Genomic DNA, 17,040 nt, shown 5'->3' on the forward strand with positions numbered 1-17,040 from the left:
TACTGAACAAAGATAACCAGTTTTCTCTTAGAGGCAAGAATTGCGCCACCTTGGTCCTTGTTCGGTCTAAATCTGAAACAATCCGTATTTACCTCTATTCCGTAATGTACTATACCGCAAACCACCCTTATTCATCCTTACACTAAAACTATGGAAAAGAGAATATTAACCTTCGCCCGTAAAGGCGGATTCATTTTGGCCACGGCTTGCAGCTTTTTGGTCCTCTCCTGCGAGAGCAAACGTCCCGTGGAGGAAACCGAGAGCGTGAGCCGCGAAGGAGCCGTGGACACCACCGCGGTTGACCTCGATGCTGATGCAGACACCTCTGACCAGGCAGCATCCAGCCTGAAGCCCACTGGTACCAAACCGGCCTGGGCAGACACCATCACCGGACCTATGCAGGCAGTGATAGAGAAACTGGCCAGCTACAACGCCAAACCCATTCCGCAACTCACGGCGAAGCAGGCCCGGCAGAACCCCACCCCTACCACCGCCGTCATGGACCTGATGAAGGAGAACAACATGCCTATGCCGCCTTCTAAGGTAGACACCGTAGGGAAAAAGATTCCGGTGACAGGGGGCCAGATCCACGCCCGGGTGTACACGCCCAAAACGGGTACCGCCCCGTACCCGGTGATTGTCTACTACCACGGCGGGGGCTGGGTCATTGCTGATCTGGACACATACGACGCCTCGGCCAAAGGACTGGCAGAGCAGACCGAAGCCGTGGTCATCTCGGTGGCCTACCGTCAAGCTCCTGAAAACAAGTTCCCAACTGCCCACAATGACTCTTTCGCGGCCTACAAATGGGCTTTGAAAAACGCCGCTTCCCTCAAAGGTGACCCCAAGAGAGTAGCCGTGGTGGGCGAAAGCGCCGGTGGCAACCTGGCGGCGGCCGTGAGCATGATGGCCCGCGACCAGAAGGTACAGATGCCGTTGCACCAGGTGTTGGTCTACCCCATTGCCAGCTATAACACCAACTCTGCGTCTTACCAGCAATACGCCTCGGCCAAACCCCTGGACAAACCCATGATGGAATGGTTTTTCAAGCAGTACCTGCGCACGCCAGCTGATGGCAAGAACCCCTGGATCAACCTGGTGGGCGCTAACCTCAAAGGACTGCCTCCTACCACCATCATCAACGCCCAACTGGACCCTCTCCAGACCGAAGGTCAGCAGTTAGCCCAGCGGTTTGATTCTACCGGAGTAGACGTGAACCACAAGGTTTTCAATGGCGTGACGCATGAGTTTTTCGGGATGGCCTCTGTGCTGCGCGAGGCAAAGTACGCGCAGGAAATGGCGGTGACGGACTTGAAGAAGGCTTTTGAGAAGTAACGTGTTTTAGGTTTCTTTTTTTGAAAACAGCCTTGAAACGATGAGACGTTTTAAGGCTGTTTTTTTGTTTTGGCTTTAGGGAGTTTTCCCGAGGGGCTGCTCTTTTGCATAAGCTTTTTAGTGGACGCGTAGTCTGGTTGTGCTGGCGTGGCGCCGATGTTCGCGTGGGTGCATGAGCTTTATTGTTGCATCGCTGGGCTCCGTGCGCTCACGGCCGCGAGGCCCCGCCTTCCGGCCTCGCGCTGCTGTTTTAGCCTTGGCCGGTTGGCCTGCCGCATCCGCGGCACCAGGTCTAAAACAAAGGCGCTCAACCGAAAGGCTGGAAACGGATATGCGCCTTCTAAGCGGGGACTCCCCCCCTTGAGGGGGGCGAAGGGGGGTGTTTATAACTGCCGGATTTAGCTCAGCCCTCTCTCCCTTTTCATGGTTCAAGTCTGTGACTTGGACCCAACATGACCGGCAGTTTGTAACTGCCGTTAGCATAGATTTTACCAAAACCACCCACTTTAAAGGATCGAAAAGGGCGTTTAAACCTGCTGGTCTGGCGTTCCCATTATCCACAAAGCTAAAATCCCAATTACCTTTAACTGTTTAAAACCTTCTTTTCCCAAAACAGCCTTAAACCTAGTGTATTCCGCTCTTCTATCCTTGGTTTCTATATCTGCTTCGGGTTCAGTAATTTTGCGGTTCTTTCTTTAGGACATGATAAAATCTTTTCAGCCGAGGGCGTTGCGACGGAGCGTGCATGTGGCCATGCTGCTGGCGCTGTGCCTGGCGATGTTGCTATACACGGTCTGTCGGCTTCTCTTCTATTTTTTCAACAAGGGCTTTTTCGCGGAGACGTCTTTCGCTGACCTGCTGTACCTCATGTGGGGCGGGCTCAAGTTTGACCTGGCGGCAGTCTTGTACACCAACCTGCTGTTCATTGCACTGATGATTTTGCCCTTCCGGTTCCGGCATCATCCGGTGTACCAGAAAGTGGTGAAATGGGTCTTTCTGGTGTTCAACGGCATTGGGTTAGCGCTTAACTGTGTGGACTTTATCTACTATCGGTTTACCCTGCGGCGCACTACCGGCAGCGTGGTCAAGGAATTCGCGAATGAGGATTGGGGCGGCTTTGCTTCCAGTTTCCTGGTGGATTTCTGGTACATCGCGGTGATCTGGGTGGCGCTGGTGGCGCTGATGGTCTGGCTCTACAACCGCATCAAACTGGAGAAAGCACCTACCTACAATCCTTGGTTTTACTATCCGTGGCATACCGTCATGCTGGTGCTTACCATAGGGCTGAGCATCGCGGCCATGCGCGGCGGCTTTCGGCACAGCACGCGACCTATTACCTTGAGCAACGCCGGCGAGTACGTGAAGCGGCCCCAGGAAATGTACATCGTGCTCAACACGCCCTTCTCTATCATCCGGACCATCAATAAAACCAGCTACCAGAAGCTGGCCTATTTCCCGGACCAGCAGGTAACCCAGCTTTACTCGCCGGTGCACCAGCCTACTGACTCAGCCAAATTTCAGAAAAAAAACGTGGTGGTGATTGTGCTAGAGAGTTTCGGGAAGGAGGCTGTGGGCGGCTACAACCAACACCTGGAGAACGGCACCTACACCGGGTTCACGCCTTTCCTGGACTCGCTTATGGGCCAGAGCAAAGTGTATTGGAACTCGTTTGCCAACGGCCGGAAATCCATTGATGCGCTTCCCTCGGTGCTTACCAGCATTCCCAGCATCCAGGAGCCGTTCGTGTTAACGCAGTACGTGAGCAACAATTTGCCCAGTTTGCCGCGCACGCTTCGGCAGAAGGGCTATTACACCTCTTTCTTCCACGGGGCGCCCAACGGCTCCATGGGTTTTGACGCGTTTATGAACCTCATTGGCGTGCAGGATTACTACGGCATGACGGAGTACGGCAAGCCCGAGGATTTTGACGGCATGTGGGGCATCTGGGACGAGGAGTTCCTGCAGTTCATGGCCGGCAAGCTGAACACGTTTCAAGAGCCGTTCATGAGCGCGGTATTTACCACCTCGTCGCACCACCCCTACAAAGTGCCGGACCGTTACCAGGGCAAGTTCAAGAAAGGACCGTTTGAGATCTTTGAGTGCATCGGGTACTCAGATATGGCGTTGCGCAAGTTCTTCCGGAAGGCCAGCCAGGCGCCCTGGTTCAAGAACACGCTGTTCGTGATCACCGCCGACCATTCCGCCACGCACACCTTCTATCCCGAGTACCAGACCGCCTGGGGTAACTTCGCGGTGCCCATCCTCTTCTACGCCCCCGGTGATCCTTCCTTCAGAGGTGTGGAGCAGGACCGCGTGGTGCAGCAACTGGACATCATGCCTACCGTGCTGGGCTACTTGGGCTACGACCAACCGTACTTCTCCTTCGGGAAAAACATGCTCAACCCGGCAGAAGGCAATTTCGCCATCAGTTACCAGGGCGCTTACCAATGGACCGAAGGCGATTATTTCCTCCAGTTCGATGGCATTAATACGCTGGGGTTGTTCAATTACAGGGAAGACAAATTCCTGAAGGAGAACCTCAAGGACAAGGAGCCGCTCATCAGGGTAGCCATGGAAAACAAGCTAAAGGCCTTTATTCAGCAGTACAATAACCGCATGCTGGAGAACAAGCTAACCGCGAAATAGGGGTTAATTGCTGATGGTTGATTGCTGATTGTTAGAATCCCGTTTAGGAGCTGATTTCTCAAAAACAGCCCCTAAACGGGATTTTTTCTTGCTGCAAACCACACGCATTCCGTCCCCCTTTGAAGGGGGTAGGGGGATGACAAAGGCCGTTGAAAGAACCATCCTACTCTTGCCACAAAGCAAGGGCAACCACACGAGATTGCCCCTACACGGCGCGCCATTGCCGCCTCGTTCAGGGGTTTACCTGTAGAAACCATTACCATGCCGGTGGCAACGTTTCTCCGGAGTACCTTTGTGGTCGCTGTTTAAGGTTTGCTTTTCAGAAAACAAGCCTTAAACGCTTATTTCTTTTCCAGTTTCATAGCGTTTGCCCCAAGATCCAAAATCCATGACCATCCATACTAAGCCTACCCTCTTCTACATTTCCGATGCGCTTTGCGGTTGGTGTTTTGCCATGGGTCCGCAGATAGAGAAACTGCAAGCCGCCTACGCAGACAAGTTTCATTTTGAGGTGCTGAGCGGCGGCATGATCTTGGGTGACCGCGTGGGGCCTATCGGGAACATGGCCAATTACATCCGGCAGGCCATGCCGCGGCTCAACGAAATCACCGGCGTGCAAATGGGCGAGGCATACTTCACAGAGGTTCTGGACAAAGGCACCTACATCTCCAACTCAGAGCCTCCCGCCATTGCCTTGAGCATCTTCAAAGAACTGCACCCAAACAAGCAGGTGAAGTACGCCAAAGCCATCCAGGACCTGCAGTTCAAGGAAGGCAAGGATTTCAACGAGGTGGAGACCTATTTGCCGTTGGCTGCGGAGGCCGGCCTTTCTGAAGAGCAGTTCCGGGAGCGATTCGCGGAGGAAAAATACCAACGGCAGGCCATGGGCGAGTTTGCGCAGGTGCAGGACTGGGGCATCCAGGGCTTCCCGTCTATGGTGGCGCAGAACGGAGACAAACTGTATCTGGTCACCCGCGGCTACGCCAAATTTGAGGACCTTACCCCGGCCCTGGAGCAGGTCTTGGCCCAATAAAAAGACATTCTGGTGCTGCCTTTGCCAGTAAACCTGAAAATGGACTCCGGGTTTTCTGTCGATACGCCGGTGTTTTCCGTAGAGGAGGACTACCAACCTAACCTACAACCACTATGAAAAAGGAAATCACCACCGTGGGCGCCACCATCCGGAAAACAGGAATCATGCTTGCCTTCTCCAGCCTTTTCCTACTGGGCGCCTGCGAAGCCAAGAAACCCGCCGACCAGGAAGCCAAAGACCGGGATGACGCGGCCACGGACATCACCGAGGATGCCGACCCTGACAGCACGGTGGAATCTCCGGCCACCACTGGTTACCTGGCGCAACCTACCCCCAGCCGGGTTTAGTTCGTCCTTCCTTACCCATAACGGTATTCCCGGGCAGGCTTTTAGCTTCTAAGAACCTGCCCGGGAAAGCCCAGCCAGATTCTGTTTTAAACCTGTTTAAGGAAACCAGGCTTAAAACGCTGGCTTCTTCTCAGACTTGTCCTTTGCCTGGCTAGGCAATGCCTGTTCCGTTCCGGTGGCTAGCACTTCTTCGGGTGTTACAAAACCTGTACCCACAGGTAAAAACCAGCTTTATTCCGGCGAAACCGTTTTCTGGCTTTTTTCCGTAAAACACTTCAGAAACGGTGATTTACTGGAAGAAACCTGCACGAAGCGGAACAAAGTCACTACAATAATTGTATATACAATAATAAGACGTAGATTTGCCACCGCAACGGCAACAAGCCCATGAAATTAGAAGAGGAACTAAAACAGAAGACATTTGGCAGCCCTTACCGGCGCATGGCGGTGAACGTCATGTTCACGGGCAATTGGCTGCAAAAGGAGTTCTCCTGTCAGTTGAAGCAGTATGGGATCTCGTTGCAGCAAAACAACGTGCTGGGCATTTTGCGCGGACAATATCCTAATCCGGCCACGTTGGGCCTGATCCAGGACCGGATGCTGGACCGTGACTCCAATGCCACGCGCTTGGTAGACAAACTGCTGGAGAAAGGTCTGGTGACCCGCTGCCAGTGCCCCGATAACCGCCGCAAGGTAGACATCGTGATCACGGAGCAAGGCCTGGAGCTGCTGAAGAAGACAGACACCATTATGCAGAACCTGGAGGAGAAATTCTGCCAGATCAACCCTGAAGAAGCCACCCAGATTGGCGAATTCATGGACAGATTAAGAGAACGAAGCTGCTAATATTTTTTTACCCATATAGTTGTATATACAACTCTTGTATTAACCAGAAATAGATCATGAGTCAGATAGAAAATCAACCGCTGTTACAGCCTTACCAGAAAGGCGCCCTTGAACTGAATAACCGCTTGGTGATGGCCCCTATGACCCGCAGCCGGTCTAACAACCCAGAGAACGCACCCACCGAGTTGAACGCCGAGTACTACGCCCAACGCGCCAGCGCCGGGTTAATCATCTCAGAAGGCACGCCGGTGAGCCCGCAGGGCGTGGGGTACATCAACATCCCGGGCATTTACTCTGAAGCGCAGGTAGAAGGCTGGAAAGGGGTGACCAATGCCGTGCACGAGAAAGGCGGAAAGATCTATGCCCAGTTGTGGCACGTGGGCCGCATGTCGCACCCAGATTTTCACAACGGTGCGTTACCGGTAGCCCCGTCGGCCATCAACCCCAATGACCAGGCATTCAGTGCCGAAGGTTTTAAGCCAACCGTGACGCCAAGAGCCTTGGAAACGGCAGAGATAAAAGGGATTGTGGCCGATTTCCAGAAAGCAGCTATCAACGCGATAGAAGCTGGTTTTGACGGTGTGGAGATCCACTCCTCCAACGGCTACCTGTTCCACCAGTTCTTCAGCCGCTGCTCTAACCAGCGCACCGATGAGTACGGCGGAACGATTGAGAACCGCGCCCGCTTCTTCTTTGAGGTGCTGGATGCCGTGAAAGAAGTCATTGACCTGAACCGCGTAGGTGTCCGTCTGAATCCGTCTATGCACGAGCAGTTCGGGATCACCGTTGACGAGGAAACCGCGCCTACGTTTGAGTACATCGTGAAGCGCCTGAACGACTATGATTTGGCGTACTTGCACCTCACCGAGGCCTCACCTAAAGTAGCCGAGTTGCCGTATGCTATAAAGGAGATCGCCAAGCACTTCCGTCCGCTGTACAACGGCACGCTCATCATCAACGGCGGCTTTACGCAGGAAACTGGTAATAAAGTATTGGAAGACGGCTTCGCGGATTTGGTGGCCTATGGCAGACCGTTCATCGCGAACCCAGACCTGGTAGAGCGTTTCGCGGAGAATGCTGAGCTGAACGCCCCGGACTACAACACGTTCTACAGCAACACCGCCGAAGTAGGCTACACCGACTACCCTACCCTGGCCGAAGTTTCTGCCGTGTAACAAGTAAGGACAACACAACTGCATATATAGAAAATGGCCGCACGCTTTGTGCGGCTTTTTTCGTTTCAAGGGTGTTTTGGTGAAATCAGGCTAGAAAAGGAGAAGGTTTTCTAATATAAATGAATGTAGAACCAATCAGGAATGCGTGCGGACACGAGCTGGAAGCTCGCGCCAGCGAAGGGCCAATTCCTTTTATAGCATGGAAGCTACTTCCGCTACATAGTTTGTGCCCCATCCCTACCCCTTCCAGGAGGGGAATCTATCTAACTGAGTTAAATTCCCCTCCTGGGAGGGGCAGGGGTGGGTTATCTTGAAAAGCAGATAAAGTATCTTATTGATCCTGTTCTAGGCATATTTTGTCAAAAACACCCTCAAAACAAACCCTTCTAATCAGCTTAGCCTCAACTACTATTTTGCGGCAAATTCCTTAGCATAGAGTACCTTTGCAGTCTGCCAGACGTGTGAAAGAGATCCTCCTGATGAAAGCTGCTTCCCCATCCTTTGCCCTCGTGCATCTATATGCTACCGGCTCCTATGGTCTAAAACATGGGCTGCTGCAGGTGGGCGTATTGTCGCTGGAGAAAGGAAATGCGGTGCTTAGAGAATGGTTCATCAACCCCGAGGCGGAGTTTGGCCGCAGCGTGCAGAAACTCTCCAAAATCAGCAAGGAGCAGGCAAAAAGCGCGCCTCTCTGGCAGGAGCAGAAAACCGAGGTGCAGGCCTACCTGAGTTCTTTCACGCACCTGTTTTTCTTCCACGAACGCCACGAGCAGACCTGGCTCAAGCATTACATTCTCGCGGGAATGGCCGCACCGCCCGTCTGCGCTGATCTAGCCTTGCTGTCTTCGTTCTTTCTGCCGCACCTGAATCTGATGGAGATGGGCGATGTGGTGGCGCGCTCCACGGCAGCCCAGAAAAAGCCGGCTTCCCAACCCATGCACATGGCCTTGGCGGCCCTGCACACGCACCTTTTCCAACTGTTGGAGGTATTGTTGCAGAAAATCCCCAGCACACCCGAGAACGAATCCGGCGAACCTACCCTCTTCATGCAACTCCTTCGGCAGGTGCTGAACTTGGGCGCCATCTTTATGGGCACAGCCTGGCGCACGTTAGTATCTGCCGCCGAGCACATCGAGACCTTGGAACCGCTGGACTTGCACTGGCTTACGCCTCCGGCTACTACCGAGGTGCCGGTCTTGCCCTTCCACCTGCGCGAGCAGCTCACCTCCTGGCTGCCCACGGTGCCTGATGCCCCTGTGGTGAAACCAAGGGTAGACATCGCACCGCCGTCTGACCAGCTCATCCACGATGCCCTGCACGCCTGGTACAAGAAACACGGCCTGCCCGAGCGCTACGCCCAGATGCAGTACGCCAAATTCTGCAACAAAGCCCTTACCGACAAAGGCACCTTCGTGGCCGAGGCCGGTACCGGCACCGGGAAAACCATGGGCTACCTCATCGCCGCCGCCGAGCTGCTCCGCCTGAACCCCGGCCGGAAAGTGGTGGTGGCTACGGCTACCAAAAACCTGCAGGAACAGGTCATGCAAGGTGAGATTCCGCGGTTGCGCTTCAAGGGCGGTTTACACGCGCATTTGCGGCCCGCCATCGTGAAAGGCAAAAACAACTACCTGTGCGTCTCGGCGCTGCTGGAATTGTATGACGAGCTGGTGGTACAGGAGAAAGGCACCATCCGGGAAGGGCTGAGCTGGCTCTACCTGGTATTGCGTGTGCACCACACCCAAGGCGAAGTAGAGGAGATTCCGCAGAACATCAAGGCTATTTTACCAGACACGTACCGCTTGCTCACCGAGGCCAATGCCCAGGAAGTGTGCGTGCCCAAACTGTGCCAGGAACCAGCCAAGTGCACGTACGCCCGCCACATGGAGCAGGCCTACGCCGCCGATATTATCGTCACAAACCACCACAAGCTGCTGCAGCTAACGCCCAAGCTCACAGATTTGATCAAACACTGCATCATTGACGAGGCCGACCAGTTCCCCGACTTCGCCCGGAGTGCCCTGAGCATGAACTTCAGCTTGGGCATTGTGGAGGCCCGTCTGCTGCGTCCGTTGCTGGGCAAAGACTACCGCAAAGGCTTACTAGACGTGGTGGGCGACAAAGTCATGAAAGGCGCGGATACCGAAACCACCCTGCTGGTACTGGACGAGATTGACTCCATCCACCGCGACTGCGCCACCATCAGGGCCAGTGGCGAGCTGATTCAGGCGTTGCCCATCCAAGGGGAGCAGCGGTGGCAGGAAGAAGTTGCGCTGATAGAAAACGGCCGCTGGACCAAAAGAGAATTCAGCGCCGATATTGAGCAAGCCCTGCAGGAGCTTTTGACGGCCATTCAATTTGTGGCCGGTAAGATTGACCGCATCCTTAAACTCCTGAAAAAGCCCGAGGACAAGACCTTCAGCCGCCTGGAAACCTACAAAGAGAAGGCCGCGGAGTTTGCCGATTCGCTCCAAAAAATCACCAGTGATTTCCCGGCCCGCAAATGGATTCACGTGCTGGAGAAAAGCGGTCAGAACTGGTCGGTGAGCAAGATGCCGTACTACCTGCAAGACGAGATGGAGAAGCTGCAGAACGTGTACCCCAGCCTGCTGTTCACCTCGGCTACGCTGTACGTGGGCGGCAACACGCAGTATTTCCGGAATCAACTGGGCCGCTCTGAGCCGTTTGCCCAGGAAGTGCGCTACCTCTCGCCGTTCAACTATGAGCAGCAGGAAAAGGTCCATGCCGTGGTGCCCGCGTTCATCCCTTGCTACGAGCACAAGATGGCCCTGGACCAGAAACAAGCCTGGCTGCAGACTTCCATGGAAACGCTGCTCAAGTGCATTGTGGCCATGAACGGCCGCACGCTGGTGCTCTTCACCAGCCGCCGCGACATGGACGATGCCTACCGTTGGCTGCACCCGCGCCTGCCCGCCTATGACATTGAACTGCTTAAACAGGAAGGCACCAGCCTTTGGGAAATCAGGCGATTCCGGCAAGAAGAGCATTCCGTTTTGCTGGGCCTGGACCGCATGTGGTCGGGCGTGGATTTTCCAGGTGTGACGCTTTCGCAGGTGATCGTATTCCGGTTGCCAAATCCATCACTGGGGAACCCGTTGGTAGCGCATCGCCGTGAGGTGGAGGGTGGTTATTTCTGGAGCAAGTTCTATTATCCGGCCAGCCAGCACAAGTTACGCCAGGGATTCGGGCGCTTGGTACGGCGCGAGAAAGACAAGGGTGCCTTTGTGATCCTGGATTCCCGCATCTTCCACACGGCGCGCATGCAGCACCTCAAAGATGAGCTGCCGGTAGACATCACGCCGTTTCATGGCGGCGCGGAAATGGAAAACTGGTTGCTGAAGACACTTCTGCCCAAACTGGAACTGGCCTCTGAGTGGGAGCGCCGCGGAGTTTCTCTATAGCCGTAAAATACATTTCACGGTTTTGGGCCTGTTTTCTGTAAATCGGGTCCGAAACGCGTCTCCTCAATGCGCACGACGTTACGGTGTAACGTCGCTACAGAATACCAATGTAGCGTCGTTGCAGTGCAACGACGTCATCCGGCAGGATGAAAGGGTGCTGCCTTCCACAGCAAGGCCAGCCCGATGCAAAAACACCTTCATTCTGCATTTTGCCCTCAATAATACGAAACAAGGTCAGACTTTACTCTGCCTTTCTGGTATTCTGGAACTCTTCCCGGCTCTACTGCTGTTTGCAATCGGTTTCTGGTTTAAGACTGAATTTCAAACAGTTAAAACGCAAGAGCAAATAATTTATCCGCCCAAAGCAGTTTATTTCATAATTCTAAACTTTCTGCTTTAACTTTGGGCAATTTATACATACCGCTTTACTAATGCCGAAAGATAATTCCATTAAGTCAGTCTTAATCATTGGTTCCGGTCCTATCGTGATTGGGCAAGCCTGCGAATTCGACTACTCTGGCTCCCAAGCCTCCCGCTCTCTGCGCGAAGAAGGGATTGAGGTCACCCTCATCAACTCCAACCCCGCCACCATCATGACCGACTCCATCACCGCGGACAACGTGTACCTGAAGCCGCTGGAGAAGAAGTCTATCATTGAGATTCTGGAGAAGCACCAAATTGACGCCGTACTGCCCACCATGGGCGGACAGACCGCGTTGAACCTGGCGATTGACTGCGAGAAAGCTGGTATTTGGAAAAAATACGGCGTGAAGATCATTGGCGTGGACATCACCGCCATTGAGACCACCGAAGATCGCGAGAAATTCCGCCTATTGATGATTGAGTTGGGCGTGAACGTCTGCAAAGGCAACACTGCAACGTCATTCCTGGAAGGCAAGGAAATCGCCCAAGAAATCGGGTTTCCGCTGGTGATCCGTCCGTCGTTCACCTTGGGTGGAACCGGTGGTGGTTTCGTGAACTCTCCTGAGGAATTTGACCAGGCCCTGACCCGCGGTCTGCACGCCAGCCCTACCCACGAGGTACTGGTAGAGCAAAGCATCATGGGCTGGAAAGAGTACGAGCTGGAGCTGTTGCGCGATAACATTGGCAACGTGATCATCATCTGCTCTATTGAGAACTTTGACCCGATGGGTATCCACACTGGTGACTCCATCACGGTAGCACCGGCCATGACCTTGCCAGACACCATCTACCAACAGATGCGTGATTTGGCTATCAAGATGATGAACGGCATCGGTCAGTTTGCCGGTGGCTGTAACGTGCAGTTCTCGGTGAACCCCGAGGATGACACCATCATCGCGATTGAGATTAACCCCCGCGTGAGCCGCTCTTCGGCCCTGGCTTCTAAAGCCACCGGGTACCCGATTGCCAAAGTAGCCGCCAAACTGGCGATTGGCTATAACCTGGATGAACTGAAAAACTCCATCACCAAGACAACCTCGGCGTTCTTTGAGCCCGCACTGGACTACGTGATCGTGAAGATACCGCGCTGGAACTTTGACAAGTTCAAAGGCGCGAACAAGAAACTGGGTCTGCAGATGAAGTCTGTGGGCGAGGTAATGGGCATTGGCCGTACCTTCCAGGAGGCGTTGCAGAAGGCCTGCCAAAGCTTGGAAATTAAGCGGAACGGCTTGGGCGCCGATGGCAAAGAGAAAACGAACTACGACCAGTTGATGGACAGCCTGGCCAACCCAAGTTGGGACCGCCTGTTCACCATCAAAGACGCCATGAAATTCGGGGTGGCTACCAGCACCATCCAAAAAGTAACCAAAATCGATCCTTGGTTCCTGCAGCAGATTGAAGAGTTGGAGCTTACCGAGCGTGAGGTGCTAAAATACACCATTGATTCCATTCCGGTGGACTTGATGCGCTCTGCCAAAGTGAAAGGCTTCGCTGACCGTCAGTTGGCTTATTTGCTGCGTTGCAAAGAAAGCGAAGTGCACGAGAAGCGTACCAGCATGGGCATCAAGCGCGTGTTCAAGATGGTAGATACCTGCGCAGCGGAGTTTGAAGCCGTGACGCCGTACTACTACAGCACCTTTGACGGCGAGAACGAGAGCAAAGTTTCCGATCGCAAGAAAGTAGTAGTGCTGGGTTCTGGTCCTAACCGCATCGGGCAGGGTATTGAGTTCGATTACTCCTGCGTGCATGGCGTACTGGCGGCCAGCGAGTGTGGCTACGAGACCATCATGATTAACTGTAACCCTGAGACGGTAAGTACAGACTCTGACATCTCTGACAAGCTGTACTTTGAGCCGGTGTTCTGGGAGCACATCTACGACATCATCCTGCACGAGAAACCAGAAGGTGTGATTGTGCAGTTAGGTGGACAGACCGCGCTGAAATTGGCCGAGAAACTGACCCGCTATGGCATCAAAATCATGGGTACTACCTATGAGAGCCTTGACTTAGCCGAAGACCGTGGTGCTTTCTCTACCCTGCTGAAAGAAAACAACATCCCGTATCCTCCTTTCGCGAGCGTAAACTCTGCCGAGGAAGCGTTGGAGGTGTGCAAAGACCTGAAGTTCCCGCTCTTGGTGCGTCCTAGCTACGTATTGGGTGGCCAGAACATGAAGATCGTGATCAACGAGAAAGAACTGGAAGCGCAGGTACTGGACATCCTGAAAGACAGCCCCGGCAACAATGTCCTCCTGGATCACTTCTTGGACCGTGCCATTGAAGCCGAGGCCGATGCCATCTGCGATGGTGAGAACGTGCAGATTCTGGGCGTCATGGAGCACATTGAGCCAGCCGGTATTCACTCCGGTGACTCGTACGCGGTGCTGCCTCCGTTTGACCTAAGCGAGAACGTGATGAATCAGATTGAGGAGTACACGAAGAAGATCGCGTTGGCGCTGAATACTGTTGGTTTGATCAACATTCAGTTTGCCATCAAGAACGAGATTGTGTACATCATTGAAGCAAACCCACGCGCCAGCCGCACCGTGCCGTTCATTGCCAAGGCCTACCAGGAACCGTATGTGAACTACGCCGCCAAAGTAATGCTGGGCGCGAAAAAGGTAACCGATTTCACCTTCAACCCAGTGAAAAACGGCTACGCCATCAAAGTACCGGTGTTCTCCCACAGCAAGTTCCCAGAGGTAAACAAAGAGCTAGGCCCAGAAATGAAGTCAACCGGCGAAGCCATCTACTTCATTGACAACCTCGAAGACGAATACTTCACCAAAATCTACGGCGAACGGAATTTGTACCTGAGTATGTAATCACCTGTATCGCCTAGCAACTAGCGCGATGAACCATAAAAAAGGCTGCCCTGATTGGGGCAGCCTTTTTCGTTTTGGGGCTATCTTCTTAAAAACGGGCCAAATACAGAATCTCTCTGCCGCAAGTTTGAGCGTAGCGGTAACTTGTGGCGAGGCTTAGTTCCAGTTTTCAACTGACGAGGCATCGGTTTGCAGCTTCCATAGATCAAATTCCCCGCTTCGCCAGTTGAAAACTGGCTGTCATTTCCACTCCAAGTTGCCGCTGCGCTCAAACTAGAAATAGAACTTTTAACAGTCTTGGCTGCCTGTTAGCCAATTCTATAGCTTAACGCATGCTGGCGCGAAGGAAAGGCCTGTGCTTTTCGGCTGCTTTTTGAAAAACAGCCTTGAAACGGCTTCCAAGAACAATTTAGACTGATACTCTACTAATACCGCTGGATTTGCCCGGCCTTAAGTCTTGCCAGGTAATCCTTGGAAGCGGCCATTACTTTGGGAGACAACAGCAGCGCACACGTCATGGTTGGGATGGCCATGAAGGCGAAAGCGGTGTCTACTAGGTTAATGACCGAAGTGATGGTGACCACGGCCCCGATAATGATGGTGAGGATATAAAAGTAATCATACAGGCGGCGGTACTTGAACCCGAACAGGTAGGTGAAGCACTTGGAGCCGTAGTAGCAGTAGGAGAACAAGGATGTAAAGGCGAAAATGAATACGCAGACCACCAGCAGGTACTTGCCCACATGCGGCATGGCAGTTCCAAAGGCTTGAGCCGTCATGGAAACACCGTTACCGGAGTTGGTTTCCCAAACGCCCGTTACCAGAATAGCCAAGCCAGTCATGGTGCAGACTACGATGGTGTCAATGAACGGTTCCCACATGGCAACCAAGCCTTCGCGCACCGGCTCATTGTTCTGTGACTCGCCGTGCATCATGGCGGCGGTGCCAATACCGGCTTCATTGGAGAAAGACGCGCGACGGGCACCCATGATAATCACCTGCATCACAGCTCCGCCCATGACGGCTTTTCCGGTGAAGGCATCCTCGAAAATGAGCGCGAACATATCCGGCACCGCCGAGATATTGGAGAAAATGATGTACAGCACCGAGCCTGTGTAGAGCACGACCATGAGGGGCACCAGCTTGGTAGCCACAGAGGCAATTCGTTTCAGGCCTCCAAACAGGATAATGGACACCAACAGCGCCATGGCCATGCCCATGAACAGGTTAGAGATAAACGTGTCTTCGCCTACTACGCCGCTGGGTTTCAGGACGACATCGGTGATGATTTGGGTAAGTTGGTTGGACTGGAAAAGCGGCAAGGTTCCGAATAGCCCGGCAAAGGCGAACAAGATAGACAGAGGCTTCCATTTTTTACCAAGGCCCTCGGTGACCATGTACATGGGTCCGCCTTCTACGGCGCCCAGTTCATTGCGGCCCCGGTACATGATGGAGAGCGTACAGGTGAAGAATTTGGTGGCCATGCCCACAAAAGCGCTCACCCACATCCAGAACAAGACACCGGGTCCGCCCATGGCAATACCTACGGCTACCCCACTGATATTACCCATACCAATGGTGGAGGCCAAAGCACTGGCCATGGCCTGGAACGGGGTGATTTGCCCGGCGGCGTTGGGGTCCTGGTATTTCCCCTGTAAGATGCTGATGGAGTGGCCCATCATCCGGAAGGGAATCAGGCGGCAGTACAGCATCAGGAAGAGCCCGCCACCCATTAATAAGATCAACAAAGGCATGCCCCAGGCCAAACTACTGGCCTCGGCAAGAAAAACATCTATTTTTTCCACGGAGAAATAATTGTACAAGAATCTACAAACTTAAGGCAGGAAACCCGCAAAAAGAATGAAGAGGCTGTAAAATCACCAATACTCTATAGAACTACAGGGAAAAGAAAAAAAACTGCTTTGTAGAGTCCCATGGTTTCCGTTTTAAGGGTGTTTACAGAAAGCGCGCTTTCAACTCCGGTGTAGGCAACATACAACTCTCCTGCTGGCCAAACCAACGGTAGCGGTTCCTGGAAACCCAATCATACAGAGGGTCCCGGAGAAACTTCGGCATTAAGACAAACACGTACAAACCAGCCCATCCGCCGCTCAATCGGCGCACAATGCGCAGGGCTGCGGCAGACCTTGTGTAGATTTTCCCGTCTTCTACCAGCAATACACTCTTGAATTGTTCCGTTGGTAAACCATGCGCCTTGAGCACTTCTTGGCCGGTCTCAGACTGCAAAGAGGCGAACTTGAAATAACTTTTTGGATCATTATTGATCACAAACTGCACAAATCCGTTACATAGGTTGCAGACACCGTCAAAAAGGATAGTTGGAGAGGAAGGTAACATAAGGAAACGGCTTGGTGAATAAACCCTGATTTGGTACGCACAAGTTACTACCTCAGTTAAAGAATTTCTCTCCTTATGAATAATTTTTGACGAAACATGGCACCTTTCTAAGAAGTGTGCGTAAAAGATGAACTTGAAAAGGGAAACCAAATAAAAACCATTCATTAATCTGTCAAAACTATGAAAAAGACTTTTGTAAACATGTTCGCAGTTGCCGCATTCGTAGCAGCCTCGGCATTAACGTCTTGCTCAGGCGCTTCTGAGACAACCACGGATACCACATCCACAGATATGAGCACTGAGTCTGGTACTACTACCGGAACCACTTCTGGTACTACCGGCACAACCGGTACAACTAGCACCACCACTGGTACTACTACCGGAACCACCACCGGCACTACCGGTACAACCGGAACCACTACTGGTACTACCACCGGAACAACTGGTACCACAGGTACCACCGGCTCCACTACTGGTACTACCACCGGAACCACCACAGGTACTACTACTGGAACCACTGGCACAACTGGTACTACTACCGGAACCACCACTGGTACAACCACAGGCACTACTACTAGCCGCTAGTAGTTTTCAATAGACGTTCCCTGGAACGTAATGTATTGCAGGAAGGCAAGA

The 17,040-nt window shown here is 53.1% G+C and carries 11 protein-coding genes; 9 read left to right on the plus strand and 2 right to left on the minus strand.

Annotated features, from left to right (window positions below):
• Window positions 1-150 precede the first annotated feature (150 nt).
• The 8 genes from FOA19_RS06010 to carB all read left to right on the plus strand — a co-directional run bounded on the left by FOA19_RS06010 (window position 151) and on the right by carB (window position 14,046).
• Window positions 151-1,335: an alpha/beta hydrolase gene (locus FOA19_RS06010; protein ID WP_149089851.1), complete on the plus strand. Its 1,185-nt coding sequence runs from the start codon at window positions 151-153 to the stop codon at window positions 1,333-1,335.
• A gap of 702 nt (window positions 1,336-2,037) precedes the next feature.
• Window positions 2,038-3,981 (plus strand): LTA synthase family protein, encoded by a 1,944-nt coding sequence (locus FOA19_RS06015; RefSeq protein WP_149089852.1) that lies wholly within the window; start codon window positions 2,038-2,040, stop codon window positions 3,979-3,981.
• A 388-nt stretch (window positions 3,982-4,369) separates the two neighbouring features.
• A complete protein-coding gene (locus FOA19_RS06020) occupies window positions 4,370-5,014 on the plus strand; it encodes a DsbA family protein (RefSeq protein WP_149089853.1) in 645 nt (214 codons plus the stop codon).
• 113 nt (window positions 5,015-5,127) lie between these two features.
• Window positions 5,128-5,361, plus strand: coding sequence for a hypothetical protein (locus FOA19_RS06025; RefSeq protein WP_149089854.1), 234 nt, complete (start codon window positions 5,128-5,130; stop codon window positions 5,359-5,361).
• A gap of 387 nt (window positions 5,362-5,748) precedes the next feature.
• Window positions 5,749-6,207 (plus strand): MarR family winged helix-turn-helix transcriptional regulator, encoded by a 459-nt coding sequence (locus FOA19_RS06030; protein ID WP_149089855.1) that lies wholly within the window; start codon window positions 5,749-5,751, stop codon window positions 6,205-6,207.
• 56 nt (window positions 6,208-6,263) lie between these two features.
• A complete protein-coding gene (locus tag FOA19_RS06035) occupies window positions 6,264-7,382 on the plus strand; it encodes an alkene reductase (protein WP_149089856.1) in 1,119 nt (372 codons plus the stop codon).
• 461 nt (window positions 7,383-7,843) lie between these two features.
• Window positions 7,844-10,801 (plus strand): ATP-dependent DNA helicase, encoded by a 2,958-nt coding sequence (locus FOA19_RS06040; protein WP_190300295.1) that lies wholly within the window; start codon window positions 7,844-7,846, stop codon window positions 10,799-10,801.
• A 431-nt stretch (window positions 10,802-11,232) separates the two neighbouring features.
• Entirely contained in the window at window positions 11,233-14,046 is a 2,814-nt protein-coding gene (gene carB / locus FOA19_RS06045; protein WP_149089858.1) for a carbamoyl-phosphate synthase large subunit, read from the plus strand.
• Between the two features lie 425 nt (window positions 14,047-14,471).
• On the opposite strand, the gene FOA19_RS06050 is transcribed toward carB, so the two are convergent.
• Window positions 14,472-15,851 (minus strand): alanine/glycine:cation symporter family protein, encoded by a 1,380-nt coding sequence (locus tag FOA19_RS06050; RefSeq protein ID WP_317132019.1) that lies wholly within the window; start codon window positions 15,849-15,851, stop codon window positions 14,472-14,474.
• Between the two features lie 151 nt (window positions 15,852-16,002).
• Window positions 16,003-16,404 (minus strand): thiol-disulfide oxidoreductase DCC family protein, encoded by a 402-nt coding sequence (locus tag FOA19_RS06055; RefSeq protein WP_149089859.1) that lies wholly within the window; start codon window positions 16,402-16,404, stop codon window positions 16,003-16,005.
• 180 nt (window positions 16,405-16,584) lie between these two features.
• Between FOA19_RS06055 and FOA19_RS06060 the strand changes: the two genes are divergently transcribed.
• A complete protein-coding gene (locus tag FOA19_RS06060; RefSeq protein ID WP_149089860.1) occupies window positions 16,585-16,989 on the plus strand; it encodes a hypothetical protein in 405 nt (134 codons plus the stop codon).
• Window positions 16,990-17,040 lie beyond the last annotated feature (51 nt).

The sequence above is a fragment of the Rufibacter hautae genome, assembly GCF_008271695.1.
GTDB classification, from domain to species: domain Bacteria; phylum Bacteroidota; class Bacteroidia; order Cytophagales; family Hymenobacteraceae; genus Nibribacter; species Nibribacter hautae.